Source organism: Vibrio phycocola, from assembly GCF_053850235.1.
Map to the genome: position 1 here is coordinate 192,271 of NZ_JBSQDJ010000005.1, position 25,910 is coordinate 218,180.

Sequence of the window (25,910 nt, forward strand, 5' to 3'; positions counted from 1 at the left end):
ACGCGTTAAATTAAACAGTTCAGCTGGGGTTTTCTGACTCGAAGCGTTAATGTTGCAACTAGTAAGCGGCGAGCAAACCGGTTAAACCGGCTTATGTGATTGAGGGTTTGTTCAGTGAAGTGCGATGGGGATTCATATTTAATCCTTTTTATATTAATAGCATATAACTAATTGTCACTGTGCATGCATTTATAGGCAATGTCCTTACCACATGGTTTCTAGGAATTACCTGTATATGTTACAAGTAATACTGTACGCCCTAAAAACCATGTTTTGTTAGGTTAATATTATTTTCTCAATATTATGAAAAATTTAGAATATAAATAAACAGCATGAACTTCATCGCTGTTATTTTCTATTTGAAATAGTTCCTCGATAACTTTTCAGTTAACAAAATTCATGTTGTAGGTATTGTTAATTACGCAATTAAAGCCGAATGCCGCCAAGGGTGTATCCACCATCAATGAGCACTTCTTGGCCTGTCACAAAGGTAGCATCATCAGAGAGTAACCATGCGACGGTTCCAGATATATCATTCGGTGTCCCATTACGCTTCAGGGCGGCTTGATTGGAAAGCTTGAGTGATAACTCGGCATCCAATACTTTTTCTGCCATGGGTGTTAAGATAATTCCTGGACTTATCGCATTGACTCTTATGCCACGTTGTCCTTGTTCGATGGCCAGAGTCTTCATCATGCTTAAAAGCGCTCCTTTTGTCGCGGCATAAGCCCCTGCACCTGGCATGACGGCATTGGCTGTCCATGACGCGTTTATTACAATTGACCCAGATTCCAAGAAAGGTAGGCATGACTTTATGGTAGAAAAAGTGCCTCGAAGATTGATGCTGATTACGTCATCTAATTGGTTTAACTCTGTGTCAGCCAACGCTGTGAACTCACCCAAAACTCCTGCATTTGCGAACAATCCATCGAGTTGACCAAATGTGTCAATTACCTTCTCAATCGCAACCGACAATGATTCTTGTTGCGCTATATCACATGGTAATGCCATTGCTTTGCCATCGAAAGATTCAATTTCAGATACTAGTTCTTGGAGTGGAATCGCTCTTCGCCCCATGAGTACAAGCTGAGCCCCTTCTTGTGCTAAACGTATGGCTGTAGCTCGTCCCATACCAGTTCCTGCTCCCGTAATTAGAATGGTTTTATTTCTGAGTCGTGAATTAATCATAATGCTCTCTTTGTGGTTATGTTACGTAAGAAATTCATGATAATTCATAATTTATTATTTATAATCGCTCTTATATTTTATGAACTTTAAAGTGATGCTATCAAATGGATTTGTTTAAATCGATGAAAGCCTTTGTTACAACGGTTCAATCTGGTTCTATGAGTGCAGCTGCTTCATTATTAACGATGACGCCAGCGATGGTTGGTCAACATGTTGCTGCACTAGAGACTCGACTTGGAAGTCGATTGTTAAATAGAACGACTCGGCGACAAAGCTTAACCCCTTATGGTGAAACGTATTTTGAGCAGTGCAAAGACATTCTAGAGCGGGTGGCTATTGCTGACTCGGAAGCTGAAGCGCAATTGACTGCACCTCAGGGTTTACTACGTATTACCGCTCCCGTAACCTTTGGGTCAGTTCTACTAATGCCAGCACTAGCTAAGTATAGAAAAGATTTCCCTTTGGTTAACTTGGATGTCATTTTAACTGACGAAAATGTGGACATGGTTGAAGGAAGTATCGATGTCTCATTTAGAATTGGAACGATACCAGATAGCCGTGTTGTTCAGCGTACTCTGATGCCTTACACAATGATTGCATGCGCATCTCCTGGCTATTTAGCCAAGCATGGTGTGCCGAAGCATCCTAGTGAACTGACTGAATACGAAGTGGTTCGTTTTGCTCAAGCGGTGAGAAGTTCATTACGCCTATATAGTAACGATATTACCGTCGATGTTATTCCTAAATGTGGACTGACAGTTAATAGTGGACAGGCGCTTGTTAACGCGGCTAAATCAGGTTTAGGGATCATTATTCAACCCGCGATTTTGCTTGAGAGGGATATTTCCGAAGGGAACTTAATTCAAGTTCTACCGTCATGGCAGCTCGGCACACGCCAGATCTCTCTGCTTTATTATCGCCATAAAAACATGGCACCTAAAGTAAGAAGCTTTATAAGTTTTGCTAAAGAAGAGTTTGATAAACGCAATCGAGAGCCTGACCATGTAGAATAAATTACATTACATCTTCAGCCTCGACATTAACAAGGAGAGTGTTATGAAATATGAAGACATTCTATCTTTTTGGTTTGAAGAAACCGAGCCTGCTAAGTGGTGGGTGAAAGATGAAGAATTCGATAACTTGATCCAACATCGATTTCTCGACACATACGAATCAGCATGTCGAGGTGAATTGTTTGAGTGGAGAAAACAGGTATATGGTCGCTTAGCCGAAGTGATCATTTTGGACCAATTTTCTCGGAATATGTTTAGAGATACCCCTCGATCGTTTTCTTCCGACCCGATGGCATTAGTCTTATCGCAGGAGGCTATCGCTGTGAATGCACACTTGGAGCTGAGTCCAATCGAACGAAGCTTTTTATATATGCCTTACATGCATAGTGAGTCATTGGCGATTCATAACGTTGCCGTTAAGCTTTTTGAAAACAATGGTATTCCATCGAATCTTGAGTTCGAAATTAAGCATAAAGAAATCATCGAACGATTTGGTCGCTATCCTCATCGAAATGAAATACTAGGTCGAATTTCATCTGAGGCTGAAATTGCATTCCTAAATGAACCCGGTTCGTCATTTTAAATCTGATCATGTGACAGATAAGTGAGGTGAAATGAAAAGCGATGAGAGTGGTGATTAACAAGACTTACTTTTAATGTTGTAAACGGAAATACCCACAATCATTTCAAGTTTGATGGCTCCAATTTCGAGGCTACTCACACTATGCCCATTCAAACCTTCAAGCCAATAGTTGCCCTGTGGATCGATATTGATGACTTTTTTGACAATCAATCCATAACGAGGATGGTCAACTTTAACGACTTTGCCAATAGTTATGAGAGAACGGTAAATAAAGTGGTGAAAAATAAGGTAGCTGCCGTCTGGAATACGTGGAGACATACTCAGCCCGGCAACTCTATTAACGCTCAACAAAGGTTAAGCTTCCTTTAAGTCAGGATAAACCACCACTTGTTGAGGTGGGTAAGGGCACGTTGCGCTAAAGGTCTTCACGCCTTTAGTTTCCCAAAAGATTTCTGCAAAGCGGTTCACTTTATCCAGAAGCTCAAGACTCACATCTTTATTAATGGTTTGTTTGGCTTTTGAACTTAGCAACATAATCGAGTGAGTCAACTCATGCAGTTCAGGGAAGGCTTCTAGTTGCGGTGCTTTAATATAGTCACCCCAAATAGTGATGATTTCTTGCTTTACCTTAATTCCATGTTCTTCTTTTTGAGCAATAAGACGTTGGTATTCCGCCAATGTTGGTACATCTAACGTTTTATGAGTTGCTTCGATTTCACCAATGAGGTCGACCATACGGATTATCGTCAGGGCTGCGATTTGTGCGGCGCTAGGATCATAAATTTTGCACGGAATATCACAATGTGCAGAAACCGTAGTGAGTGGTTTCTTATGGTCTAAATACTGAATAATACTATGCAACATTTTTATGCCCCTTTGTTGGTGATTTACGATTTCTGTTTTTGAACGCAAGAAACGCTATGTAACTTGCAAAAACAGTTGGTGCAATCCATAGAGCATGGATCAAAAAGGATGTATTTGAGCTGTGATCGTGACCAGCATGAGCAAAAGCGCTAGATGATGCAGCGTACAGTACAGCGAATATGCAGGTGTTTTTTATGTTTCTAAGCATTGGATACCCCTAATTAATGTAGTGTTCGAACACCGACGTTCTCGTATGTGATTACCTGTTTTATAACGTCATTTATAAATTTCGATTCTTCAGGATGATTGTTTGCGAATTCTAGCAAGGGCGGTAAGGTGATTTTTAAAGCAGAACTTGCAGCAAATTTCACTTCTTGTGAGGCACTTGGATCATTTGAAAGTGTTAACATACGGCGAAACGGAATCATTAGAGCATCTCGGGTAAGTTCAGTTAACTCTTGGCGTTCGTAAGTTGCCGCTATGTTGTGATAGCCACATACCCATCCTTGAATTAACTGCTGAATATTTACCATTTCACTACGAGAAGACTTCTCTAGAAGAGCAATTGCTCTCTGATAGTGACTTAATGCTCTTGTCCATTTTTGATGATCAAATAGACGGTTACCTTCTACCATCAAGGCCTGCCATGTCTCCATAATGATCCCTGCTAATCATTAATGTAAATAATAATGAGAATGATTATCGTTATTGTTGCGGGGGTTGTAAAGTACTTTCTTAAGCATAAGCTTCGTATGACGCACCAAATAACCGATTAGGGATAACATATTTAAAATGTGAAGGAGAAAAATCAGGAGAATGATCTCGTAAAAGCCACAAGAGAAATGTTACCTTTATCAATAGGTTTGCCCTGTTTTGAGTTCACGTTAAATCGTGTATTTCATAGTGTGTGAATGCTAGGACTCAACTGGGTTGGTATGTCTTGGAGATAAGTAATGAAATTAGCAATAATTACGGGCGGCTCTCGAGGGTTAGGAAAGGCACTTGTTGGACAATATGCAGAGAGCTTTGGGTGGGAGGTTATTGAATTATCTCGTTCTGGTACAACTGAGCATAATGTTTATTGCAATCTGGCGAATGTTGAATCCGTTGATGCATTAAGTCACACTTTATTTTTGGAACTGGCGGCTCGGTCGTGGGATGAAATTGTGTACATCAACAATGCCGGTGACTTAAACCCTATAACCTCGATTGGAAATCTAAAATCGAGTGATATCAGAAGTAATATTACCGTTAATCAAATTTCCTCCCTGACTCTCATTTCTGTGTTTATGGCTGTTTTTCGGAATTATTCAGGACGTAAAACCATCATCAATCTGTCATCTGGTGCCGCGCGTAAAGGCTATGCTGGGTGGTCTCTGTATTGTGCATCAAAAGCAGCGTGCGATAACTTTATCAATGCCGCGGCCGTTGAGGAAGAGTCTAAAGAATTTCCTTTTATTGCGGTGAACTACGATCCGAATGTGATGGATACGAATATGCAGGCTACGATTCGTGATTCTGATGTATCACACTTTCCTGATAAAGAGCGATTTATTGATTTCAAGGAGAGTGGAAAGCTTCGCACGCCAGAGTCAGTTGCATCTGACCTGATAAAAAAAATAGCTGCTGGTATGGTGAACCACACTCGTTATTCTGTGGAGTAAAATTTTGAAGACTTGATGGTTTTCTTGTTCATTATGAGAGTAAAAAACTCTGATTATTCGGAAAGGAGAGTAAAATGAATCAGCATGAAAAATTGAATTATGTTGAATTTCCTGCTCGTGATATTGAAGCGACGAAACGGTTCTTTTCGTCCGTATTTAGTTGGGAGTTTGTGGACTACGGTCCAGAATACACAGCATTTTCAAATCAAGGATTAGATGGCGGTTTTTTTAAGGCGGAAGTTTGCAATCAAACGTATGTTGGTGGTGCGCTGCTTGTTTTTTACAGCTCAAATATCGAGATGACATTGAGTAAGATTATCGAACATGGAGGGAAGATAACTCGCCCTATTTTTGAGTTTCCGGGAGGTTGTCGTTTCCATTTTAATGAGCCAAGTGGCAATGAATTTGCTGTATGGTCGGAATCTCAAGAACGGGCAGACTAATACCGCTATTAAACGTAATGGCTAATAGAACGAACGTTTTTTAAACGAGGATCGGCTTTTGAGCGACGTTCATAAAGAACACGAGACGATTTTTTAGTTCTTCGTTCTGTGCGAAAACGACGTTCAGCATGATACACACCTTCAACGAGAACAGTATCAGTGATATAAGGCAATGCGATCTTTCTATTCATTCCAGCTATCTCAGGCAATAATCTTAGACTTAAGAATAGAAATTATAATTGAGAGCTATGGAATGCTCTATGTTGAAAAACGTTAATTAACCCTAGTCTAAAAAGTGAGACGGTGCTTTCTGAGCTGAGTAAAAATTGAAATAGCAAGGAAGACGAATGCTCGCCGTTTGTTGTTTTTGTTAGATTGAAAATAGTGGAAATAATGTTGATATCACGGCATTAATTCGTTAATTCATGTATATTCTATCGTTATAAAAGTAGGCATTGAGTAGTATTGCTATGTTCTATGTCTAGTTTGGTACTGTTCATTCTGTTTCGTTACTACGTAAAAGGTTATCAATCGTTATGTTTTCACAATTAAAGCCCCGTCCCGCTGACCCAATTTTAGGACTTTCCGTTAAATTTGCCACCGACACTAATCCGAAAAAAATCGATTTAGGTGCCGGAATCTATAAAGATGAAGCGGGTAATACACCTGTTTTAACTTGTGTTAAAGAGGCGGAACAGTTCCGCGTTGATAACGAAAGTACCAAAAAATATATCAACTCGATGGGCTCTGGATTGTTTAATGAGAAAATCACCGAGTTAATGTTAGGTGAACATCGCGTTATTAATGAAAATCGTATTCGTACTCTTTCTACTCCAGGTGGAACTGGTGCACTTCGCACTGCGGGTGAGTTCATCAATAGCTGTCAACCGGGCGCGACGATTTGGGTAAGTAACCCGACTTGGGCAAATCATACTGGTGTATTTACCGCAGCTGGCCTTAAGGTAAAAACCTACCCATATTATGATTATGAAAATAAATGTCTTGATTTTGAAGGCATGATTGAAGCGTTGAAGCAGATTCCTAAAGAAGATGCGGTATTATTTCACGCATGCTGCCACAACCCAAGTGGCATGGATTTAAACAATGAACAGTGGTTACAAGTTGCTGCTCTTACAAAAGATATTGGCTTTACTCCAGTATTGGATATGGCTTATCAAGGTTTCGGTACAGGGTTAGAAGAAGATGCTTATGGCTTACGCCTGATGGCGGATGTTGTTGATCGCATGATTATCTGTGGTTCATGTTCTAAAAACTTTGGTTTGTATCGTGAGCGTATTGGTGCTTGTTCTGTAATTAGTGCATCTGCAATTGAGAGCGAAATTGTTGGTTCAATTTTACCTGCAATTGTACGAGTGAATTATTCTATGCCTCCTGCACATGGTGCAGCAATTGTTGAAACGGTATTGAATTCAAGCGAATTGACACAGCAATGGCATTTCGAATTAGCTGAAATGCGCAATCGTATTAACGGAATGCGTGAGCTGTTAGTCGATAAACTGGTTGAGAACGGTGTGACTCAAGACTTCAGCTTTATCACTCGTCAGAATGGGATGTTCTCTTTCCTTGGTATCGATAAAGATCAAGTTCAGAGACTGCAAACAGAATCGAGCATTTATATTGTAGGTTCGAGTCGTATCTCGATTGCAGGTATTTCTCCAAGTAATGTTGATTATCTTGCACAATCTATTGCGAAAGTACTTTAACAGTATTTTGCTTTAACTCCATATAGTGAAAGCCCCACCATCATTGATGGTGGGGCTTTTTTATGGGCTACTTACACTTAAGTTTGAACTTGACGCTAGAGGGTGAATTACACGATTTTACTGGCGGTAACGATAATGCCGTCAGTATCAGCATATAAGTACTCTCCTTGATTAAAATCGACGCCACCAAATGAAAGCGTGATACCTCTTTCGCAATCAGTTACGGGAATGGACTTTCGAGAACAAGTGCCGAGAGCATAAAGGGCGACAGGGATATCTTTGATTTGAAAGGTGTCACGAACGTAACCATTAATCACGATCCCCGCGTAGTTATTGTTGTGCGCGAATTTCATGAGATTCTCACCCACTACGGCGTAGTACTCTTTGTCGACATCAACTACTACGACCTTTCCGGTGCCATCTTCATCCCGCAATAAAGAAATAAGACCAGAATTATTTTTATCCAATTTGATGGTGACAATTTCGCCTTGGCATTTGTCGATTCCGCCATAATTTTTATAGTTGCCTTCAACAACAAAAGTACTTTCACTGTTCTCATCACAGATGTCCGCGGTAAAAAATGTCATCACTGTTTCCTTTTCTAAGTTAGGTTCGCCGAGAATGATTTATTTATGATATATGCCCTAAGCAAGCGAGTATCGACTGTTGCTCGGTCAAGAATATTGGTAATATTAACACATATAAATTAACCATATAAACGTAAAGGGCACGTAGAGCGATGAAGGTAGTAACAGGCGTCGTGGGTAACGACATTCACGTAGTAGCCAATCGATTGATTGATCTTTCGTTACGAGCTCGAGGTTATGAAGTGTTTAACCTTGGTGTAAATACGTATTTGGAAGAGTTTTTTGATGCCGCAGTAGAAACGGGCGCCGAAGTATTGTTGATTTCTTCCCTCAATGGTGAAGCGGAAGGTTGGGGTCGCGAAGTCAAAGCGATCAAATCGAAATACAAAAATATAGACGATCTGATCATGATGATCGGAGGCAACCTTGTGGTGGGTACGGGCAATGCTGAAGATATTGTCCCGCGCTATAAAAATTATGGATTTGATATCGTGTGTCATCAAATCGACTTAAACACAGGGATTGATATGTTAGAAGATTTGATTGAAGAGAGAAATAAATAATGAGTCTTTTGCAGGAAGAACGAGAAATCATTCTTAGTAACGAATTTGTAGATTCTTTTGATTTTGCAGAAGTGAAGGAATTCATTACTGGTGCCAGTAAAGATCTGTTTATCTCGCACCATTTTAAAACCAAAGCGAAAAACAAAATGCTGGTTCAGCCGCGTGGTGGCTTTCCGACGTATAAAAAGCAATTTGAATTGAGCGAATTCTTTGTGAATTCAAATGTGGATGTGTTGCCACTGACTGTCGATTCAAATACTCGTTTGAATGATTACGCAACCGCAAGCAAGATGCTGCGCCTTAGTGAAGAAAACGACGTTGATATGCTTAACGGGTATCCATTGATCAATCATGGCTATCGTACCACCCGAAAAATGGTGACACATTTCAACAAGCCAGTGAGTTTACGTCACGGTACACCAGATGCACGTTTGTTGATTGAAACAGCGTTAGCGTCAGGTATCTTTGATATTGAAGGCGGTCCGATCACCTATCTATTGCCTTATTCTAAAAACTTCCCACTGGATAAAGCGTTCCTTTATTGGAAATATGTTGAGCGTATTTGTGCGAACTATTCAGAGCTTAATGAGCCGATTAACCGTGAATCATTTGGCCCACTAACGGCTACCTTGGTTCCACCGTCGATTACCATTGTTATTCAGTTGCTGGAAATGATGCTGTCACTACAAGAAGGTGTTAAGTCGTTCTCGGTATCGTTTGCTCAGCAAGGGTCTATGATGCAAGACATCGTGACTGCCGAAGTGCTGAAAAAACTTGCTCGATACTACGCAGAACAGATTAACTGTGGTGATGCAGCGATTCACTTAGTTTATCACCAGTGGATGGGGGCATTCCCAACCAATAAAAATTTCGCAGAGCAGTTAATTAATACCTCTACGGTTATTGCTGCAATGGTTGGCGCAGATAAAATTATTACTAAGACGCGTGAAGAAGCGTCAGGCATCCCAACTAAGGAAGCGAACGCTAAAACGGTAGCAAACACTCAATACACATTGGGGATGCTTCACGGTTTACCTTCTTATGTAGATCCAGAAGAAGAAGAGATTCTAACGCTAGAAGTTAAAGCCATTATGGAAGCGGTATTTAATGATCCAGCGGATACATTATGGCGAAAGGTGTTTAACTCCATTAAGAACGGAACGGTTGATGTGCCATTCTCACCACATATTATTAATCACAATAATATGATTACTATCCGTGATGCGCAGAAGAACATTCGTATTATTGATCGTGGCAATGTGCCGATCCCAGACCGTTGTTATGCGTATGAAAAAGCCCAATGTGATTTAACCAAAGATACCACCAGTATCGTCAATGACATCGTTCACGATATAGGAATTATGCAATGAGTAATAAACCCGAGAACCGCGAAAAACTGTTTATCGATGTAGGAAGCACGTATTTCAAGGTGAGTTCACCGGAAAAGATCGAACAGCATTTTCGAAACTTTAATAAGTCGATTTTAGATGACTTAATGTATAAGTGTGGCGCAACAATCGATCGTTTTGCCAAAGAGGATGTGCATATTTGTTCGTCTGCTAACGGTGGGTTAAGTACCTTAATCATTGGTGTCACAAATTCGTTTTCTTTAAAATATGCCACTAATATCGCATTTAACTCTGGTATCAATATCATCGATACCGTGTTGCTGCAGAATATTGAAGAGTATTCCATTCCGAGTGACTTGATTGATGTTGTGATCATTGTTGGTGGCATTGACTCACACAGTAATATTTTTGATGAAAGCTTGTACAACTACGTTGAGCAGTTGAACTATTCGAATATTGTGTACGTTGGTACTGAGAAGGACGTGCCGTCTATTCAAGCAAACATTAAAAATATCGAAATACTTCCTAATGTTATCGATGAGCGTCTACATATTGTAGAAGAGCACTTGAAGACTTACCTGACCAACCTTTATCAGCAAGATATTGAAGGTAAAGAGGACATCAAGGATTTATACGAGAAAACCGCTAACCAAATTTTCTCGACCCCTTATATCGTTAATCAGGCATTGCCATTAATCGACAGTAAGTTTAGCGTCGCAAACCCATTTATTCTGCTTGATATTGGTGGAGCAACGACGGATGTGCATTACTCCAAAGACTTGGTTGATGAAAATATCGTAACGGAAAATGAGTTCGATCGTTTGGTATTTAAGAAGCTGGGTGTGTATAAATCTCGCCAATCTCTGATCTTTGCGGCAAAAAATAACGAGTTTGTTTACGAGTTATTGATGCATCTGAAAGTGACGGAAAACGTTTTTAACGAGAATGACGAACGAACCAACAAGATTCTGATGCAGTTAGCGATCTTTTTGGTGCTATGCAAGATGTCTTATTATCGTAAAGCCTACATTAATCTCAAACTGCAATCGATAAATTCGATAGTGTTTACAGGCGGGATTACGAAAGTGCTGTCGGTTGCTGAAGTGGAAGACATTATTGTGTTTTTCTATAAGAAGATTTTGAATTCCGATCATAAGCCAACTGCAATTCTTGATAGTAATTACGATATTTGGACTCTTGGAGCGAAGGAGAAAAACATATGTCGATAAATACGGTACGAGCACTGCTTGAAGATGCGGCAAAGAGTCATGGTGACAAAAACGCCTTAGTTCTTAATGAAAAAAGCATGACATATAGTGAGTTACTCACTCGAGTTAATCAAGTCGCTTTCTATTTGAGTGAATTGAATCTCCCTAGTGGGGCAAGAATCGGTATTTACTCAGATAAGTGCTTGGAACAAGTTGTGGCAACGCTCGCTATCTTATCGACCGATTGCATTCTAGTCCCGCTCACTAAAATGCTCGTACCTGAGCAAGTTGAGTACATCATTAAAGATTGCGATATTCAGTGTGTGATTACCGATAAGCTTAAGTTAGAAAATCTGGTTGAGATTAATTTCGAAGGTCATGTCATTGCTTATGAACCCGTCGAGCAAGACATACCTTGTTTCGAAGAGATTTATAAGTATTACAACAAGCCTTATCAGTGTCAGGTAAACAGTTACGATAATGCAGTCATCACCTATTCATTTGGTTTAACAGGCAAACCGAAAGGTATCGTGATTTCTCACCGCAATTTGACTGATTCAGCAGCTGTTGTGTCGCAATATTTGGGTCTACAGGAAGATGACGTTATTTCAGGATTGCTGATCTTCAACCTCGACTATGGCTTGAATCAGATATTTTGTGCATTGTTCAAGAAAGCGACGCTAGCCTTGCATCGCTTTATTTTACCTACGGACTTCTTCAATCATCTTATCGATGACAAAGTGACGGTTTTGGCGTTGATGCCAGTGCACATTTCAGAGATATTTGATGAAGATTTAAATCGCACTCCGAGTGCTGATTTGTTCGATAACTTGCGCATAATTACGTCTTCCGGCGGCAATGTTTCAGCGAAGATGATTAATTACTGCAAACGTACATTCACGCAAGCGAACTTCTTTTCGATGCATGGTTTGACCGAAGCATTTCGTTCTACCTATCTCGATCCTTCTCAAATTCAAATTCGCCCTGACTCTATCGGTAAAGCGATTCCTGATGTTGAGTTATATGTGGTGAATGAAGAGGGTAAAGAGTGCCAACCAAGAGAAGTAGGGGAACTGATTCATCGTGGTGGCTATATTTATCGTGGTTATTGGAATGCGCCAGAACAAAGTGCAGAGCGTTTCAAATCGGTTCAAATATTAAAAGATGTTATTAATATTGAAGGCCAACTGACCGACGAATTGGTTGTGGCAACCGGTGACTATGTCTACAAAGATGAAGAAGGTTACCTGTACTTTGTCTGCCGTCATGATGACATGATCAAGACCCGGGGTTTCCGTGTCTCTCCTGTAGAGGTTGAATCTGTTGTGGCGAAAAACTTACCTCAGATTACCCAATGTGCGGTATTTGGTGTCAGCAATGAGCAGATAGAAGAAGAGATCGTGTTAGTTTATTCGGCGGCGAGTGAAATCAGTGATAAAGAAATTTTATTTGAGCTTAAGAAACACCTCGCATCGTATATGATTCCTGCCCGTGTTATCTATAAGCGCTCGCTGCCATTAATGCAGAGTGACAAGCTTAGCGTTAATAAAGATGCTTTAAAGAAAGAACTATCAGCAGGTTAGTATTACGCCATTGATGAGTGCTCTTTAAAGAGACCAAATATTTCACTAGAAAAGTGAGTATTTGGTCTTTTTTGTTGATTGCCTACCTTTGGCATTTTCATTCGATCATATTAGGAGTGTGACATGGCAGATCCCCACATTAAATCGCCAATGGACTGGCTTGACTACACAACGATCATTATATATCGATTGGGTTTCACCCTAGCAGGACCTATGGTCATTGCATTAGGTTGGCAGCTTCCTATTCCCGCTGAGTCATTGCTGTTTCTATGTGGTGCAATGTGTGCTTCTTCGTTACACATTTATATGAAAAATTTTCGCCTATTGTTGCAGTTCGCGACTTGGGTCGGGCTTGTTTGTTTTATTCTTGGCGCACCAATGTTTGGACTTGGTGGGATTTTTATTACCTTAGGTGGCTTGTGCTACAAAGAGTATTTTTGTTTTCAAATCCCAGGGCTACGTTTACAACCGATTCTAGTCGCCTTACTTTGGTTTGGGCTTGCGTGTGATTGGGAATTGGTTGCCAAGGTTAGTGCATCGCTGTCGGGATTGTTATTTTTGATTGTCACCATCGCAAAATGGCGCATGCCGTTGCACTTTGATATGGGTGATAAGACTCGTTACGAGATATAACGACTTATCGAATACTTTAAGAGGTTTGAAGATGTCAGGTATTACCGATTTAGATCAACTGCTGCAAACAATGAGTCCGAAGCTATTGGATCAGGAATTTGTGTTTTGTACGGTAGATAAAAAATTAAGCGAATGTGTAGGGTTGAACCCTATCGCGACTTTTATTGAATCAGAAGGATTAACGTTAGTTCTTGAAAAGTCAGAAGCTGAAAAGGCGAAATTATCTTTTGAAGGCGCATTTCGCCAACTTACATTAACGGTTCATTCGAGTTTAGAAGCGGTAGGGCTTACCGCCGCTGTTGCAACCAAGCTTGCGTCGAACGAGATAAGTGCAAATGTGATAGCGGCGTATTATCACGACCACATCTTTGTGCCGGTGGCTGATGCGACATTGGCTCTGGCGGCATTGAAAGAATTTAACGAATAAATCAGAAGTTGTAATATTAATATAATTCAATTGTTTAACTAGGAGTTAGTATGAAAATCAGAGCGGATGTTGGTACGCTAGATATTTTAGGACATTTAATTATTTGGTTTATATTAACGGTGATAACCGCCGGAATCGCGCTGTTCTTTTATCCGTATTCATTCTCGAAGTTTATTTTAAACCGTTCAGAGTTTGTTGATGATCAGGGCAGAGCAACAAAGATGACCTGTAACATTAATATGTTTGGTAATATTGGTCATATTATTTTGTGGATGATCATTTCCATTCTCACCCTAGGTTTAGGGTATGCCTTTTATTTTTATAAGGTATGGAATTATGCGTTAAATAATACTGAATCGAATTAAATCAAGTTACGACCTTTAGCTTGTCTTCCTATCTTTACCCTTAGAGAAAACTAAATGACTCACGCGCAACCCGGCACAAAGAAAGTGTTTACATTGGCTTGGCCAATTGCCATGAATGCAATTTTACTTCAATTGATATTGGTGATTGATACGGTCATGGTGACACCGTTGGGTGAAGAAGCCTTATCGGCGATGGGGCTTGCCGCGAGTATTGGCGGTATCATATTAGGGCTTCTATTTGCGTTTTCGAATGGCAGCCAACTGATATTAGCTCAAGCATTTGGCGCACGTAAATCATTGGCTGTTAGTCGTGGATTCCGTTCTGGCCGAATGGTAAACGGTATTATCTCTGCTATGGGTATAGCGTTTATTTTTACACTAGCTGAGCCATTGATTCACTCGATTGCCGATACGGATGCGATGGCTGATATGGCGTATGACTACCTGAGGGTATTCTCGGTGGTCACTATTGGAGTGGCGCTATGTCAAAACATCACGGTGTATTTCAACGCAATCGGAAATAGTCGAATTCCATTTTACGCGAACATTGTTGAGTTACCGGTCAATGTGATTACGAGTCTTGTTCTGATATATGGCTTCTTAGGGTTCCCAGAAATGGGATTGACCGGTGCCGCACTAGGCACCGTGGTGGCAGTATCGTGTCGGACGCTGTTTCTTACTCTGTTCTATCTTAGAAATCAGCCTCAGGATGGCGGTAGTAATGAGGTCAATTCTGAACAATTAACCTTTGCTGACATCAAATACCATTTGAAATATACAACTCCGATCGCGGGAACGTTCATAAGTGGCGTTTTGGCCAGTAGTCTTTGTATGCTGATCTATGCAAAGCTTGGTGTGAACCAATTTGCCGCGTTAACACTTATTGCACCTTGGATAAAGGTGGCGGGGCACTTATCAACAGCGTGGGCACAAGCAACCAGTATTATTGTTGGCCAATTGCTGGGTAATAAATCTTGGGATATTCTCGACCGATTTATTAGTAAAGCGTGGACGGTATCGTTCTATATTAGCATCGTGATGTCCATTGCCTATTTGAGTATGTTTTATCTCTTTGAATTAATGTACCCAGAACTGCAGTCAGAGACATTGGAGACATTGTGGTTGTTTATGCCTATTCTTGTCGCTTTGCCTTATATCCGAGCATCAAATACGTTTTGTGGTAATGTGTTACGTGCAGGTGGCGATGCCAAGCATGTATTCAAAATACATGCGCTTACGCAATGGTTTATCATTGTCCCATTGTCAGCATTATTTGTTCTGTATTGGGATTTGAGTGCAGTTTGGGTATTTGGATTGATGTTACTGGAAGAGTTAATTAAAGGTGTACCGTTTCATATACGCATGCACGGAGGAAAGTGGAAGCGCAGTTTGGTGTGATGGGTTGGATTTAAATAATCCGCCGAAAGTTGTATCGGCGGATGGCGATGATATCGACTCTCTATTGTTTTTTACCCATAAGATCTTGAATCAACTCTTCATTTAAAATGCCTTCATTATTGACATTAAAACTGACAAACCCCTTGGGATCGATAGTCGTTGTGAGTAGGTATTTAATATCATCATTCATATGCTGGCTTAAGTAAGCAAACAGCTTATAGGTTTCGACTAAGTTCACGTTTGCCTCGATGGTAACGGGCGTTTCACTATACGCCATTAGTTGTGGTATCTGATTAGATACACCCGTGAAAATTTTCTGATTGGCAATGTTAAGCTGCATGTTCACCCCGTTAATCTCAAAATCTTGGGCATTGGGGTTTAATACCGATAATTCTATCGCAAAACGAGGAGAGAGCCCGGTCATACTTATAGGCTCTATGTTGATTAGATCGACCTCCAAATCTTGTAGTTTCAATACGTTGGTACATCCGCTGAGTAAGACAATTGTGGCAATTACCAGTGACTTCCATACAAACATTTGTTCACCTTAGACAGTAAATATTACGATTGAATTCAAGGTTTATAATAAACATATTCATCGATTAACGCACTCTTTGGTTGTCTGGATAAAGAAAAGCTAATTTTTTCAGCAAATTTTTGTTACTGTTTGAATGTAATAACTAAAGGATGAGAATATGTTACCGTCGAAGAAAATTTATTATATCTATGATCCAATGTGCTCATGGTGTTGGGGCTATAAACCCGTATGGAATGAGATTGAACGCAAGCTCGGAAATGACGTGCAAGTGATTTACGTTCTCGGTGGGTTGGCTCCAGATACCGATGAGCCAATGCCTGAAGAAATGCAGCGGCAAATAGCGTCTTATTGGAAGAAGATCGAGAATTTTCTAGGGACAGAGTTTAACTACGAATTTTGGGAAAAGAACACACCTCGTCGTTCGACGTATCCTTCTTGTCGCGCAACGTTAGCTGCTCGTATGCAGGGTGCTGAAAAGCAAATGCTAGAAGCCATTCAACATGCTTACTATCTACATGCGCAGAATCCAAGTGATAACGATATTCTCATTGGCTTGGCTGAAAATATCGGCTTGGATATAACAAAATTCAAAGAAGACTTTACTTCGCCACAAGTGCATCAAGCATTATTGGAAGAGATTAATTTTTCTCGTATGTTGGGTGGTAATGGATTCCCATCTGTTTGCATGGAGTCTTCAGAGAAGATTTATAATATACCTGTCGATTATCAAAATCCGCAAGCAACCGTCGATGCGATCCGAAGCATTGCATAACTTTCTTCCAATGTAACTCCTAGCTATGTCAATCCGATAATTGAACTAGTTCAAAGCGATTTGATTGACATAGTTACTGCCGCCTAATTATAGTGAACCCATCACGTTAAGCACCTTAGTGAATAAGTAGAATTCGTGAAATATTACATGTAAATTTCCGTATTCAGTTCATCTAACGACACAGTCTGGGTTTTATTATGTCGAGTCAGTCTTTTGGAAAAGTCGTACTTTTAATTGGGAAAGTGGCTTGTGGCAAAACCACATTTGCTCGAAAAATGGAGCGCGAAGAGGGCGCAGTTTTTCTTTCTATTGATGAAATGCACCTTGATCTATTCGGTCCTCAACCCACCCGTGACCAGATCGACAGTACGTATTCAGGTTGCCGAGATTACCAACAACGTTTAGCGACAACCTTGGTCAAAAACGGGGTAGATGTGTATTTAGATTGGGGCTTTTGGGAGTGTTCAACTCGCCAAGACATTTCTGATTTTTATAAAGAGTTAGGTATTGAGGTACGCCAATATTATTTTGATATCCCTTTAGATATTCGTCTCGAGAGAAATCAAAAGAGAAATCAGGGCAGTGACCAACACTCGTTTAAAATTGAAGAGAAAGATGTGGCCTTTTTCGATGAATTTTTTGAAGAGCCCGATGCAAGCGAGTGCGATCGAATTTTCAAACTTTAACTCAGAGCTTCCCTATTTAAATCTTCAATTTATCAGGACGTTAAGCGGCAATGTATACAGATAAAAAACTGTGCAAAGTACGGACTATTACTACCTTTATTTCATTGAACAAACGCAAAGAACAATGGGATGCTCAAATAAATGAAGCCTCTTTATTTTGTTTAAACTTGGCTGAACAATTTCACCATGCTGGATATGAGGTTCAGTCTATCAGGATTGTGACCAATCCATTCGGAGAGTACCTCGATACCACATCGCTCGAAACGGCACAAAGTGATTTGACGTATCTAAGCGACATACTTAATGCCTCTAATGAATCCAAACTTAGAATTCGTTTTGCAATTGGAGAGGCGAGAACAGAGCATGAACTTGAATTATTGCCAGAATTAGTTCGCGAATTCGGGGATTTATGTAATGTTTGCGTCAATGTTGGTCTAGATGAATTTGGTGTGCTAGACAACCGCCTGATTCAACACTCTGTTAGTGCAATGCAACGAATCAGTGAAATAACTCCAAGAGGAGAAGGTAATTTTAATTTCACGGTTAACTTTAATTGTCAGCCTCTGATTCCTTATTTTCCCGCGAGTTATCATCACTCAGGGCTCGGTAATAAATTTGTTATTGGGCTAGAAACACCAGATCTGTTGGTCAACGTGCTTCAAACGTACAATCTTGCTCATCAAGTACAAGATCATAACAGTCAGTTCAAAGGCTATTTTGATGTGATGAGTGAAGCTTTGCAATTTCACATCGGCGAAGTTCATCAATTGATTCAAAGCGCCTCGTTTGAAAAACCGTATTCATTTGCGGGTTTTGACAGCTCAGCAGCACCATCGAAGTACTGCTCAAGTATGGCCGATATCTACACTCAGTTAGGTGTCGAATATTTTGGCGCGTCTGGGACAGTAGAAGCTTCTTCATTGTTAACCAAGGTATTTAAGTCGATTCAAGGGGTTGATTTGGTGGGATTCTCTGGGCTGATGCTGGCCTTGACGGAAGACACAGGGCTTGCGAAAGGGAGTAATAATGCCGATTTCGATATTCGCTCATTGCTGACTTATAGCGCAGTGTGCGGCATCGGACTCGATACAGTGCCGATACCAGGAAATACGCCGCATAACAAAATTGCCGCATTAATGAGAGATACCGGGACGATGGCTTATCGCTTAAACAAGCCGCTTACGGTTCGTTTATTTCCAGTTCCAGGATTGGAAGCGGGGGATATCACCGAATTTGAAAGTGATGATCTGTGCAATTGTACGGTGCTTGCCGTGCCCTGATCGTAAAGCTTAGAAAAATCAGACAAACGAATCAACGTAGATTGGAATTGAGATGAACATTGAACTAAAAATCGCAACAAAGGCGCATATCGACGATGTATTGGAGCTTCACTATCGCTATCAAGTGGATTCGATCAGTGAAGAAGATAAATCGGATGGGTTTATTACCACGGCATTTACGAAAGAGCATCTAACCAATTTGATAGAGAATGAAAGAGGTCTATTTATCGCTGTTGTAGACAATAAAGTCGTCGCGTATGCCATGGCAGCATCGTGGAGTTTTTGGTCTCAATGGCCGATGTTTCAATACATGATCGCGAACTTAGACGATTCTACTTATTCGGAACACGTCATCACTAAAGATAACTCGTATCAATACGGGCCAGTGTGTGTTGATAAAAGTGTAAGAGGCTCTGGCGTATTCGAGAAGGTTTTCCACTTCTCTTTGGCAGAGATGTCGAAGCGTTATCCGATCATGGTAACCTTCATCAATAAGATCAACCCAAGGTCATACGAGGCTCACACCAAGAAAACGCCGCTGAATGTGATTAAGCACTTTGAGTTTAATAATAATCACTATTACAAATTGGCATGTGAAACGAGTCAGTAAAAAAACGGCAATTCGCATTGGTTATCAATACGAATTGCCGTTAATTGCCAAAGAAAAGCTCTATCTTAAACCACTTCCAAGTTAAAAAACCTTTGGAATCACCTTGAATGGATAATCTGCAGGCGTGTAGGTTTGGTTCACTTCTCGCTTAGGTAGTTTGACTTTATCAGTATCAATTTTCTTATAGTCAATATGATCGAGTAGGTGACTAATAATATTCAACCGCGCACGCTTTTTGTCATTGGAGTCGACAACGTACCAAGGCGCCCAAGGTACATCAGAGCGAGCAAACATTTCGTCCCGCGCCTTGGTGTAATCATCCCAGCGGTCGAAAGATTTCATGTCCATTGGTGATAACTTCCAAATCTTTCTCGGATCATCTATGCGGTCATTTAAGCGGCGGGCTTGCTCTTCGGGGTCAACCTCAAGCCAATATTTTATTAATATAATGCCGGCATCGACCATCATTTTTTCGATGGTGGGAACAACGTCTAAGAAGCGGTCAGTTTCTTCTTCGGTACAAAAATTCATTACACGTTCAACGCCAGCTCGGTTATACCAACTGCGGTCGAAAATCACGATTTCACCGGCCGATGGGAAATGTTGAATATAGCGTTGCATATATAACTGGGATTTTTCTTTGTCAGTGGGAGCAGGTAGGGCAACGACACGAAAGACACGTGGACTGACACGCTCTGTAATTGCTTTTATTGATCCCCCTTTCCCAGCACCATCTCGGCCTTCAAAGACGACACAAACTTTTAGCCCTTTCTCAACAACCCACTGTTGCAACTTAACCAGCTCACCATGAAGTATTCGAAGCTCCGGCTCATATTCTTTGTTCTTCATTCTTCTTGAGACAGTGTCCGTTGCGCTATTTTTGTTTTTTCCCATTGAATTCTCCAAGTGAGCGAATAGAAATTGGCCGAATGAATAAACTGATAACTTATATTAGCGGCAATCTGCTATAGGGGGAATGACCGATAAGGGTTTCTTTTGGTTGAATTGGTTCGTCACTTTGTATTTGTGTCATATATGAAACGTGATAAATGAGACCGCGTGAAGTTATGGTAATGGAAGTGCCAACTATGTCATTCTAACAGCTCAAAATTTTGATGTGGCTGGGCGTTAGAACGCTGATTCGCACTAACCTTTGCCTTGAGTGGCGCAAGAGGAAAAAATGAAAAGAAAACTATTAATCGTCATCATCTGTATCTTAAGTGCCATTACCTATTATCAAGAGAATTTTGGCTCTGGTAAAAGTCAAAATAAGTCGGCGAACAGTGCTCAGGTTAAAATAGATGCATCGAGTTCAGATCAGCTTATTGAGAGCGCGTTCAAGAGTCAAAAAAGTGATGTTCAAGTTAGTGGTGTCGGTACTGTTGTTAAACTATTAGCCGACGATTTAAAAGGCAGCCGCCACCAAAAGTTCATTTTAAAGCTGGCATCTGGAAGGCAGCTTTTGTTTGCTCATAATATCGATCTAGCACCAAGAATTGATGCACTTAAACAGGGCGATCAGCTGGAGTTCGCAGGTGAATATGAGTGGAATGATAAAGGTGGCGTTGTTCACTGGACCCATCATGACCCAAGGGGTAAACATGAAGGTGGTTGGCTCCGACATAATGGGAAAACCTACGAGTAATTTAGATAGATCAATGCAATAGATTGATTGTGTAACCTCTAACACACTTAGGTTGGTGAGCTTGGTATTGTTATCACCTAAATGACTGAATTTTTTCGCCGAAGGCGATATTAGGTTTTCGATGAATAATGTGACGAATAGAAATTTGTTTCTAGTAAAAGAGCATGTTGGCATATTTAAAGCGGCAAATAACTTTGATATTTATGATCCTGAAACGGGTGAAATACTTATGGAATGTCGTGAACCGACATTAGGGTTCATAACGAAGCTGGCGCGGTTTACCGACTATAAGCGAATGACGCCATTTGATGTACAAATCAGAACACCCGACAATGAAAGAGTGGTACGTGTACAGCGTGGGATGTCGATTTTTCTTTCAAAAGTTGAAGTTAGAGATCACGACAATAACTTGATTGGTGGATTTGCTCAAAAGTTCTACTCGATTGGCGGTAAATTTGATGTCTATGATAAGAATGAACAGGTTATCTGTACGCTGGCCGGAAGTTGGACTGGTTGGAACTTCTCTTTCGAGCATGAAGGGAAAAAATACGCTCATGTTTCAAAAAAATGGTCAGGGGTGGGAAAAGAGATGTTTACCAGCGCTGATAACTATATGCTCGAAATTTCAGAGGATGTTCCAGAAAATGATGATATTAGAAAGCTAATTTTGGCTGCGGTTATGTGCATCGACATGGTATTAAAAGAATAGATAAATGCGCTTCTATGACAGTTAGAATGTAAATTAGTGATCGTTAATGAATCAATAATGCGACCTTGAGTCAATGGATAAGTCAGTTTATTTGATAAGAAGTCGCATTAAGGTACTATTCCTTTGCGTTGATTTCTACAAAAGGTGTGCTCGCCTTTCATTTATCGTAATGATAGATAAAGGAAAATCAGCGAAAATTACAACAATAAGGGTGTAAAGCCGATCAAAGGAGAAAAAATGAAAAAGTTAATCCTCTCTGCGTTGCTTCTGTTACCGATTGCGATGCCTGCATCGGCTTCAGTCGAAGGCATGGTGAATGTTGAAAGTACATTTGATGTTGTCGAGACGACTGATCGATTGGAAGGAATCTTAAAAGAGAAAGGTATGACGGTATTTAACCGCATTAAGCACTCTCAAAGTGCAAGTGATGTCGGCATTGAATTACGTGATACTGAGTTATTGATATTCGGTAACCCTAAAGCTGGCAGTCCTTTGATGAAGTGTCAGCAGAGTGTTGCTATCGATCTTCCACAGAAAGCGCTTATTTGGAAAGATGAAAGTGAGAAGGTTTGGATATCGTATAATGATCCACGTTTCCTAGAACAAAAGCACGGCATCAAAGGCTGTGAAAAAGTGTTGGCTAACATTGAAAAAGCATTAGGTAACTTTGCTAAGGCTGCATCTACAAATTAATGTATCTCACTTTATTAGAAAAAATAGTATTTGGGTTCTAAGTTTAGAGAGTGAAAAGGGAAACATGTGCTTCCCTTTTATTAACTGGTTATTTCTTAGCGCTAAATTGAACCTGGTATTGGCCAAGTCCTGCATAATCAATGGTCGTTAGTTGGTCAAACTCAACTTCGGCAATACCACAATATGAGCCAGTAATCAGGGCTTCTCCAGCCTTGAAGTCAACACCGCGACGAGTCATGAAATTGATCAACCAATAAATTGGCAGCTGAGGAAGCGGGTTAGGGTGTTTCCCAGCAAATGTTTGAACCTGTTCACCTTGGGTAATAGTGATGTCGATGTTTGCCGCAGCAAATGCTTTCTCACGGTTAATCTCAGGACCAATGAATACCCCTTGGTTTACTAGACCATCAGCAAGTCGTTCATAAAACTCAGCATCACTATCGTCGGCAAAGCGAGATTGAATTAACTCCAGCGCCATGTGGCAAGAGCCGATAGCTTCGTTGATTTCTTCGTCAGTATAGCCATTAGGATTAGCGGGTAATGCTTTTGACAGTATAAAAGCAATTTCAGGTTCAACTCGAACGACGCCATTGTCTGCGAATAAATTACACGTGTCGCCTTTTTCAATGAGTGAGGAGAAGATCGGTGCGACAATAAACTTATCTTCTGCAAGTGGTAATAAGCATTTCCAACCGCCAATAGAATCGTCAATTGTCTCTGCCATTACAGCTTGAATAGCGAGTGCTTCATCAGTGTTGCTTGGGCGTAGTTCTTCAGTTAATCGTGGTGCTTTTGTTCCAGCTACTCGTCGACTAAGGAGTTCAGCAGCTGCTGCTTGATAATTGATTGTCATATTATATTACCTTAAGTGTATATAACTCAATAATACAATATTTCAACGAATCTTAATAGATGATGAATAGAGAGTTGTGGGTTGTGTATTCCAATCATAGATTTCTCTATATGTGAGGCGTTGATTTAATACAAGTTTGTGGTTTATGAATGCCATAACCTTGACCATAGTCGATCCCTATATCGCGAAGAATTGAGAGTATTTCATCATTCTCGACAAATTCGGCGATCGTTTCCATCCCCATCTCATGAGCAATTTCATTGATAGAGTTAACGATAGTTTGATCGATCGGCTCATCGATAATGGACTTAATAAGACTGCCGTCAATTTTTAGATAATCGACCGGAAGAGTTTTTAAATATCCATATGATGATGAACCGCTACCGAAATCATCTAGGGCAAATTTACACCCTGTTTTTTTAAGCTCTTCGATAAACGTAATTGCTCGGTTAATATGAGAAACAACCGCAGTTTCCGTGACTTCAAAGCACACTTTCCCCATATCTACGTCAGAATTAGCAACCATTTCAAGCACATCACTAAGGAAGCTTGCGTTACTTAAACTAACGCCAGAAAGGTTAATGGAAACAATTGGGTTCTCGTCAGCGAAAAGTTCAGTATATTGGCTGAGAATCGTTTGAACGACCCACTTATCGATTAATGTAATAAGGCCGTGTTTCTCAGCAACAGGGATAAAGAGCCCCGGAGGCACCGGATTTCCATCTTTATCATTGTAGCGAAGAAGTATTTCGTAGTGTGGTGCATTATTCGTAGGTGAAAGTGGGAGAATACGCTGTTTGGCTAGGAAAAATTGTTCATTTTCAAGTGCTCCAGTGATATCAGCGATATATCCCATTTGCACCTGCTCGGTCTGCATGCCTCTATCGCGCGAATTGGAAAAGTAAGTGCAATTCTTACCCATGTCCTTTGCTTTGTAGCAGGCGATGTCTGCAAGGCTCATAAGGACTTCTTGGCAGTCTCCTTCGTCGCATCGAATAACACCAATACTAATTCCAACACCATAGCTGGCATCATTCCAGACCAGACGGTAATCTTTCACCGTCGAGATCATGTCTGTACAGAGGAGTTCGATTTCTTGCAGTGTGCGATCAGGAAGAATCAAACCAAATTCATCACCGCCAAGTCTTGCGAAAACATCAATTTCGGATAAATGTTGTGACATCAATTTGGAGAGCTCCGAAAGCAAGCTATCTCCTACCATGTGTCCGGCAGTATCATTAATTGTTTTAAAATTATCTAAGTCTAAAAATGCGATATAAATGTTTCTATTTGGGAAAGATAAGAAACGTTTTTTTTCATACCGCTTTAGGCGAGCGTTGAAGGTACGTCGGTTGACTAAACCCGTTAGATAATCGTGGCTGGCTTCATATTCGAGCTTTTCTGTTAACGAGACTTTTTCCGTTAATGCGGCTTCTGAGCGCTTACCGTTTCTAATCATCACTAGTAACAGAACTATAATTATGAAAAATGACGCCATGATAACGAGATAAACTAGGATTTCCCTTAGGTTGAATTCATATTTAGGTTTCTCTTTTCCTATGATACTCGAACCTTGAGGTAATTCTTTTAGGGAGAGGTTGCGCCGCTTAAGTTGATCGAAATGCCATACCCATGAATTACGACTTTTAAGAATTGATTGAATGTGCTCAATTTTTGTTCCATTGAGGTAATCGATTAATAACTGGGTTGCTTGCCCGCCGTGATCAATAGGATCGAGAGTAAATACAGCGAAAGCACCGTGGCGTAATGCACTGGGTAGTAGTGCGAAATAAGGCTTTTTATGTGGTTTCATACCTAATTCGATATAGGCTTGTTCCCATGGAAGCAATTCGTCTGTAATAGGATCTCGTAGTTGCCCTGCAACAAGAATTGGCGTTGTGTCTGGGAATTCTCTCAATGCAACGGTGAGTTCTTTTGCCGTCATATCAGTGAGGAAATGCAGAGTTTGAGGAGCATTGGGAGACTGCTTGGCATCAAGCAGTTCTTTTCGATATGCAATTCCAGTTGAAGTACTGTCACTTAAAACAATCAATTCGTCTTGACTTAGGGTAGATTTGATATCAATGATAGCTTGTGCAAGGTTTCTATTTTCAAGAACACCTTTAACATGATTTAATGCAAAAATTCTAGGGTCAGGATAACCCACGCCCATAAAAAATATTGGAATTGACAGAAATTGACTGGATGAATGATCCAAGTATAAGCTCATTGCTGGATCATCGGCAATGACCATTGCAGTGAGTTTTCTATTTTCGTATTTCTTCGTCAGATAGAGATAAAAATCTTCGTTTTCAGCAACGTGTGGAAATCGTTTCGCATCCATGTATTCGTGGTAAACATTGACTGTGGTATGTGCGTTTAACATTTCGTTAAAACCACGTTTTATCCCTTGGTCCCATCCATTTTGTTCATCGTAAGAATGCAGGAAAAGCACATTTGGAATGCTTGAGTTTGCGAATGAAAAAGTAGACCAGAATAAAGCGAATATGATTAGACGAGCTACCATCTGTC

The 25,910-nt window shown here is 40.5% G+C and carries 30 protein-coding genes; 20 read left to right on the forward strand and 10 right to left on the reverse strand.

The genetic code is table 11. The features are described 5' to 3' along the window. Positions 1–426: 426 nt before the first annotated feature. Complete coding sequence (locus ACWU4D_RS08500) at positions 427–1,188, reverse strand: SDR family NAD(P)-dependent oxidoreductase (protein WP_456050975.1); 762 nt, start codon at positions 1,186–1,188, stop codon at positions 427–429. Between the two features lie 104 nt (positions 1,189–1,292). Between ACWU4D_RS08500 and ACWU4D_RS08505 the strand changes: the two genes are divergently transcribed. Continuing rightward, positions 1,293–2,201 carry a LysR family transcriptional regulator gene (locus ACWU4D_RS08505; RefSeq protein WP_456050976.1) on the forward strand — a complete coding sequence of 303 codons (909 nt, stop codon included), beginning with the start codon at positions 1,293–1,295 and terminating at the stop codon, positions 2,199–2,201. Between the two features lie 43 nt (positions 2,202–2,244). Continuing rightward, positions 2,245–2,784, forward strand: a complete 540-nt coding sequence (locus ACWU4D_RS08510; RefSeq protein WP_456050977.1) for a DUF924 family protein — start codon at positions 2,245–2,247, stop codon at positions 2,782–2,784. A gap of 54 nt (positions 2,785–2,838) precedes the next feature. Here the strand turns inward: ACWU4D_RS08510 and ACWU4D_RS08515 are convergent, their stop codons facing one another. The 3 genes from ACWU4D_RS08515 to ACWU4D_RS08525 all read right to left on the reverse strand — a co-directional run bounded on the left by ACWU4D_RS08515 (position 2,839) and on the right by ACWU4D_RS08525 (position 4,304). Then, on the reverse strand, positions 2,839–3,132 hold the full coding sequence (locus tag ACWU4D_RS08515) for a S24/S26 family peptidase (RefSeq protein ID WP_456050978.1): 294 nt from the start codon (positions 3,130–3,132) through the stop codon (positions 2,839–2,841). 6 nt (positions 3,133–3,138) lie between these two features. After that, on the reverse strand, positions 3,139–3,648 hold the full coding sequence (gene sodN / locus ACWU4D_RS08520; protein WP_456050979.1) for a superoxide dismutase, Ni: 510 nt from the start codon (positions 3,646–3,648) through the stop codon (positions 3,139–3,141). A 221-nt stretch (positions 3,649–3,869) separates the two neighbouring features. Further along, positions 3,870–4,304, reverse strand: a complete 435-nt coding sequence (locus ACWU4D_RS08525; RefSeq protein ID WP_456050980.1) for a hypothetical protein — start codon at positions 4,302–4,304, stop codon at positions 3,870–3,872. Positions 4,305–4,601: 297 nt separating this feature from the next. On the opposite strand from ACWU4D_RS08525, the gene ACWU4D_RS08530 reads away from it, so the two are divergent. After that, positions 4,602–5,312: an SDR family NAD(P)-dependent oxidoreductase gene (locus ACWU4D_RS08530; protein ID WP_456050981.1), complete on the forward strand. Its 711-nt coding sequence runs from the start codon at positions 4,602–4,604 to the stop codon at positions 5,310–5,312. A 74-nt stretch (positions 5,313–5,386) separates the two neighbouring features. Then, complete coding sequence (locus ACWU4D_RS08535) at positions 5,387–5,755, forward strand: VOC family protein (RefSeq protein ID WP_456050982.1); 369 nt, start codon at positions 5,387–5,389, stop codon at positions 5,753–5,755. Positions 5,756–5,763: 8 nt separating this feature from the next. Here the strand turns inward: ACWU4D_RS08535 and ACWU4D_RS08540 are convergent, their stop codons facing one another. After that, complete coding sequence (locus ACWU4D_RS08540) at positions 5,764–5,946, reverse strand: hypothetical protein (RefSeq protein WP_456050983.1); 183 nt, start codon at positions 5,944–5,946, stop codon at positions 5,764–5,766. Positions 5,947–6,291: 345 nt separating this feature from the next. Here ACWU4D_RS08540 and ACWU4D_RS08545 point away from each other — a divergent pair, with 345 nt between their 5' ends. Continuing rightward, positions 6,292–7,479, forward strand: a complete 1,188-nt coding sequence (locus tag ACWU4D_RS08545; RefSeq protein ID WP_456050984.1) for an amino acid aminotransferase — start codon at positions 6,292–6,294, stop codon at positions 7,477–7,479. Positions 7,480–7,586: 107 nt separating this feature from the next. Here the strand turns inward: ACWU4D_RS08545 and ACWU4D_RS08550 are convergent, their stop codons facing one another. Further along, positions 7,587–8,066, reverse strand: a complete 480-nt coding sequence (locus ACWU4D_RS08550; RefSeq protein ID WP_456050985.1) for an RraA family protein — start codon at positions 8,064–8,066, stop codon at positions 7,587–7,589. A 152-nt stretch (positions 8,067–8,218) separates the two neighbouring features. Between ACWU4D_RS08550 and glmS the strand changes: the two genes are divergently transcribed. From glmS to ACWU4D_RS08590, 8 genes are all read left to right on the forward strand, one after another. Continuing rightward, a complete protein-coding gene (glmS, locus tag ACWU4D_RS08555) occupies positions 8,219–8,629 on the forward strand; it encodes a methylaspartate mutase subunit S (RefSeq protein ID WP_456050986.1) in 411 nt (136 codons plus the stop codon). Beyond that, positions 8,629–9,999, forward strand: coding sequence for a hypothetical protein (locus tag ACWU4D_RS08560; RefSeq protein ID WP_456050987.1), 1,371 nt, complete (start codon positions 8,629–8,631; stop codon positions 9,997–9,999). The genes glmS and ACWU4D_RS08560 overlap by 1 nt, the downstream gene beginning before the upstream one ends. Next, a complete protein-coding gene (locus ACWU4D_RS08565; RefSeq protein ID WP_456050988.1) occupies positions 9,996–11,207 on the forward strand; it encodes a glutamate mutase L in 1,212 nt (403 codons plus the stop codon). Before ACWU4D_RS08560 ends, ACWU4D_RS08565 begins: the two co-directional genes overlap by 4 nt. Next, the gene (locus tag ACWU4D_RS08570) at positions 11,198–12,769 is read left to right on the forward strand and encodes an AMP-binding protein (RefSeq protein ID WP_456050989.1); all 1,572 of its coding nucleotides are present in this window, start codon (positions 11,198–11,200) and stop codon (positions 12,767–12,769) included. The genes ACWU4D_RS08565 and ACWU4D_RS08570 overlap by 10 nt, the downstream gene beginning before the upstream one ends. Positions 12,770–12,892: 123 nt before the next feature. Then, positions 12,893–13,402: a DUF2301 domain-containing membrane protein gene (locus ACWU4D_RS08575; protein WP_456050990.1), complete on the forward strand. Its 510-nt coding sequence runs from the start codon at positions 12,893–12,895 to the stop codon at positions 13,400–13,402. 31 nt (positions 13,403–13,433) lie between these two features. Beyond that, positions 13,434–13,829 carry an ACT domain-containing protein gene (locus ACWU4D_RS08580; protein WP_456050991.1) on the forward strand — a complete coding sequence of 132 codons (396 nt, stop codon included), beginning with the start codon at positions 13,434–13,436 and terminating at the stop codon, positions 13,827–13,829. A 50-nt stretch (positions 13,830–13,879) separates the two neighbouring features. Next, positions 13,880–14,194 carry a DUF6693 family protein gene (locus ACWU4D_RS08585; protein ID WP_456050992.1) on the forward strand — a complete coding sequence of 105 codons (315 nt, stop codon included), beginning with the start codon at positions 13,880–13,882 and terminating at the stop codon, positions 14,192–14,194. A gap of 54 nt (positions 14,195–14,248) precedes the next feature. Further along, positions 14,249–15,592 (forward strand): MATE family efflux transporter, encoded by a 1,344-nt coding sequence (locus ACWU4D_RS08590; protein ID WP_456050993.1) that lies wholly within the window; start codon positions 14,249–14,251, stop codon positions 15,590–15,592. Positions 15,593–15,653: 61 nt separating this feature from the next. On the opposite strand, the gene ACWU4D_RS08595 is transcribed toward ACWU4D_RS08590, so the two are convergent. After that, positions 15,654–16,130: an LEA type 2 family protein gene (locus tag ACWU4D_RS08595; protein ID WP_456050994.1), complete on the reverse strand. Its 477-nt coding sequence runs from the start codon at positions 16,128–16,130 to the stop codon at positions 15,654–15,656. A 157-nt stretch (positions 16,131–16,287) separates the two neighbouring features. Between ACWU4D_RS08595 and ACWU4D_RS08600 the strand changes: the two genes are divergently transcribed. The 4 genes from ACWU4D_RS08600 (at position 16,288) to ACWU4D_RS08615 (ending at position 19,478) form a co-directional block, all read left to right on the forward strand. Next, positions 16,288–16,902, forward strand: a complete 615-nt coding sequence (locus tag ACWU4D_RS08600; protein WP_456050995.1) for a DsbA family protein — start codon at positions 16,288–16,290, stop codon at positions 16,900–16,902. Positions 16,903–17,099: 197 nt separating this feature from the next. Next, on the forward strand, positions 17,100–17,588 hold the full coding sequence (locus ACWU4D_RS08605; protein WP_456050996.1) for an AAA family ATPase: 489 nt from the start codon (positions 17,100–17,102) through the stop codon (positions 17,586–17,588). A 50-nt stretch (positions 17,589–17,638) separates the two neighbouring features. Beyond that, positions 17,639–18,868, forward strand: a complete 1,230-nt coding sequence (locus ACWU4D_RS08610; RefSeq protein ID WP_456050997.1) for a DUF711 family protein — start codon at positions 17,639–17,641, stop codon at positions 18,866–18,868. A 52-nt stretch (positions 18,869–18,920) separates the two neighbouring features. Beyond that, a complete protein-coding gene (locus tag ACWU4D_RS08615) occupies positions 18,921–19,478 on the forward strand; it encodes a hypothetical protein (protein ID WP_456050998.1) in 558 nt (185 codons plus the stop codon). An 81-nt stretch (positions 19,479–19,559) separates the two neighbouring features. Here the strand turns inward: ACWU4D_RS08615 and ppk2 are convergent, their stop codons facing one another. Beyond that, positions 19,560–20,372, reverse strand: a complete 813-nt coding sequence (ppk2, locus tag ACWU4D_RS08620) for a polyphosphate kinase 2 (RefSeq protein WP_456050999.1) — start codon at positions 20,370–20,372, stop codon at positions 19,560–19,562. Positions 20,373–20,775: 403 nt separating this feature from the next. Here ppk2 and ACWU4D_RS08625 point away from each other — a divergent pair, with 403 nt between their 5' ends. The 3 genes from ACWU4D_RS08625 (at position 20,776) to ACWU4D_RS08635 (ending at position 22,525) form a co-directional block, all read left to right on the forward strand. Beyond that, entirely contained in the window at positions 20,776–21,123 is a 348-nt protein-coding gene (locus ACWU4D_RS08625) for a DUF3465 domain-containing protein (RefSeq protein ID WP_456051069.1), read from the forward strand. Between the two features lie 121 nt (positions 21,124–21,244). Then, entirely contained in the window at positions 21,245–21,832 is a 588-nt protein-coding gene (locus ACWU4D_RS08630; protein ID WP_456051000.1) for a phospholipid scramblase-related protein, read from the forward strand. 237 nt (positions 21,833–22,069) lie between these two features. Beyond that, entirely contained in the window at positions 22,070–22,525 is a 456-nt protein-coding gene (locus ACWU4D_RS08635) for a DUF302 domain-containing protein (RefSeq protein WP_456051001.1), read from the forward strand. Positions 22,526–22,613: 88 nt separating this feature from the next. On the opposite strand, the gene ACWU4D_RS08640 is transcribed toward ACWU4D_RS08635, so the two are convergent. Both ACWU4D_RS08640 and ACWU4D_RS08645 read right to left on the reverse strand, forming a co-directional pair. Beyond that, positions 22,614–23,378: a hydratase gene (locus tag ACWU4D_RS08640; RefSeq protein ID WP_456051002.1), complete on the reverse strand. Its 765-nt coding sequence runs from the start codon at positions 23,376–23,378 to the stop codon at positions 22,614–22,616. 106 nt (positions 23,379–23,484) lie between these two features. After that, positions 23,485–25,905, reverse strand: coding sequence for an EAL domain-containing protein (locus tag ACWU4D_RS08645; RefSeq protein WP_456051003.1), 2,421 nt, complete (start codon positions 25,903–25,905; stop codon positions 23,485–23,487). Between the last annotated feature and the right edge of the window lie 5 nt (positions 25,906–25,910).

Coding starts and splice junctions, on each gene's coding strand:
- ACWU4D_RS08500 (WP_456050975.1), bottom strand. CDS start 1,188: ATGATTAATTCACGACTCAGAAATAAAACCATTCTAATTACGGGAGCA.
- ACWU4D_RS08505 (WP_456050976.1), top strand. CDS start 1,293: ATGGATTTGTTTAAATCGATGAAAGCCTTTGTTACAACGGTTCAATCT.
- ACWU4D_RS08510 (WP_456050977.1), top strand. CDS start 2,245: ATGAAATATGAAGACATTCTATCTTTTTGGTTTGAAGAAACCGAGCCT.
- sodN (WP_456050979.1), bottom strand. CDS start 3,648: ATGTTGCATAGTATTATTCAGTATTTAGACCATAAGAAACCACTCACT.
- ACWU4D_RS08525 (WP_456050980.1), bottom strand. CDS start 4,304: ATGGAGACATGGCAGGCCTTGATGGTAGAAGGTAACCGTCTATTTGAT.
- ACWU4D_RS08530 (WP_456050981.1), top strand. CDS start 4,602: ATGAAATTAGCAATAATTACGGGCGGCTCTCGAGGGTTAGGAAAGGCA.
- ACWU4D_RS08535 (WP_456050982.1), top strand. CDS start 5,387: ATGAATCAGCATGAAAAATTGAATTATGTTGAATTTCCTGCTCGTGAT.
- ACWU4D_RS08540 (WP_456050983.1), bottom strand. CDS start 5,946: ATGAATAGAAAGATCGCATTGCCTTATATCACTGATACTGTTCTCGTT.
- ACWU4D_RS08545 (WP_456050984.1), top strand. CDS start 6,292: ATGTTTTCACAATTAAAGCCCCGTCCCGCTGACCCAATTTTAGGACTT.
- ACWU4D_RS08550 (WP_456050985.1), bottom strand. CDS start 8,066: ATGACATTTTTTACCGCGGACATCTGTGATGAGAACAGTGAAAGTACT.
- glmS (WP_456050986.1), top strand. CDS start 8,219: ATGAAGGTAGTAACAGGCGTCGTGGGTAACGACATTCACGTAGTAGCC.
- ACWU4D_RS08560 (WP_456050987.1), top strand. CDS start 8,629: ATGAGTCTTTTGCAGGAAGAACGAGAAATCATTCTTAGTAACGAATTT.
- ACWU4D_RS08565 (WP_456050988.1), top strand. CDS start 9,996: ATGAGTAATAAACCCGAGAACCGCGAAAAACTGTTTATCGATGTAGGA.
- ACWU4D_RS08570 (WP_456050989.1), top strand. CDS start 11,198: ATGTCGATAAATACGGTACGAGCACTGCTTGAAGATGCGGCAAAGAGT.
- ACWU4D_RS08575 (WP_456050990.1), top strand. CDS start 12,893: ATGGCAGATCCCCACATTAAATCGCCAATGGACTGGCTTGACTACACA.
- ACWU4D_RS08580 (WP_456050991.1), top strand. CDS start 13,434: ATGTCAGGTATTACCGATTTAGATCAACTGCTGCAAACAATGAGTCCG.
- ACWU4D_RS08585 (WP_456050992.1), top strand. CDS start 13,880: ATGAAAATCAGAGCGGATGTTGGTACGCTAGATATTTTAGGACATTTA.
- ACWU4D_RS08590 (WP_456050993.1), top strand. CDS start 14,249: ATGACTCACGCGCAACCCGGCACAAAGAAAGTGTTTACATTGGCTTGG.
- ACWU4D_RS08595 (WP_456050994.1), bottom strand. CDS start 16,130: ATGTTTGTATGGAAGTCACTGGTAATTGCCACAATTGTCTTACTCAGC.
- ACWU4D_RS08600 (WP_456050995.1), top strand. CDS start 16,288: ATGTTACCGTCGAAGAAAATTTATTATATCTATGATCCAATGTGCTCA.
- ACWU4D_RS08605 (WP_456050996.1), top strand. CDS start 17,100: ATGTCGAGTCAGTCTTTTGGAAAAGTCGTACTTTTAATTGGGAAAGTG.
- ACWU4D_RS08610 (WP_456050997.1), top strand. CDS start 17,639: ATGTATACAGATAAAAAACTGTGCAAAGTACGGACTATTACTACCTTT.
- ACWU4D_RS08615 (WP_456050998.1), top strand. CDS start 18,921: ATGAACATTGAACTAAAAATCGCAACAAAGGCGCATATCGACGATGTA.
- ppk2 (WP_456050999.1), bottom strand. CDS start 20,372: ATGGGAAAAAACAAAAATAGCGCAACGGACACTGTCTCAAGAAGAATG.
- ACWU4D_RS08630 (WP_456051000.1), top strand. CDS start 21,245: ATGAATAATGTGACGAATAGAAATTTGTTTCTAGTAAAAGAGCATGTT.
- ACWU4D_RS08635 (WP_456051001.1), top strand. CDS start 22,070: ATGAAAAAGTTAATCCTCTCTGCGTTGCTTCTGTTACCGATTGCGATG.
- ACWU4D_RS08640 (WP_456051002.1), bottom strand. CDS start 23,378: ATGACAATCAATTATCAAGCAGCAGCTGCTGAACTCCTTAGTCGACGA.
- ACWU4D_RS08645 (WP_456051003.1), bottom strand. CDS start 25,905: ATGGTAGCTCGTCTAATCATATTCGCTTTATTCTGGTCTACTTTTTCA.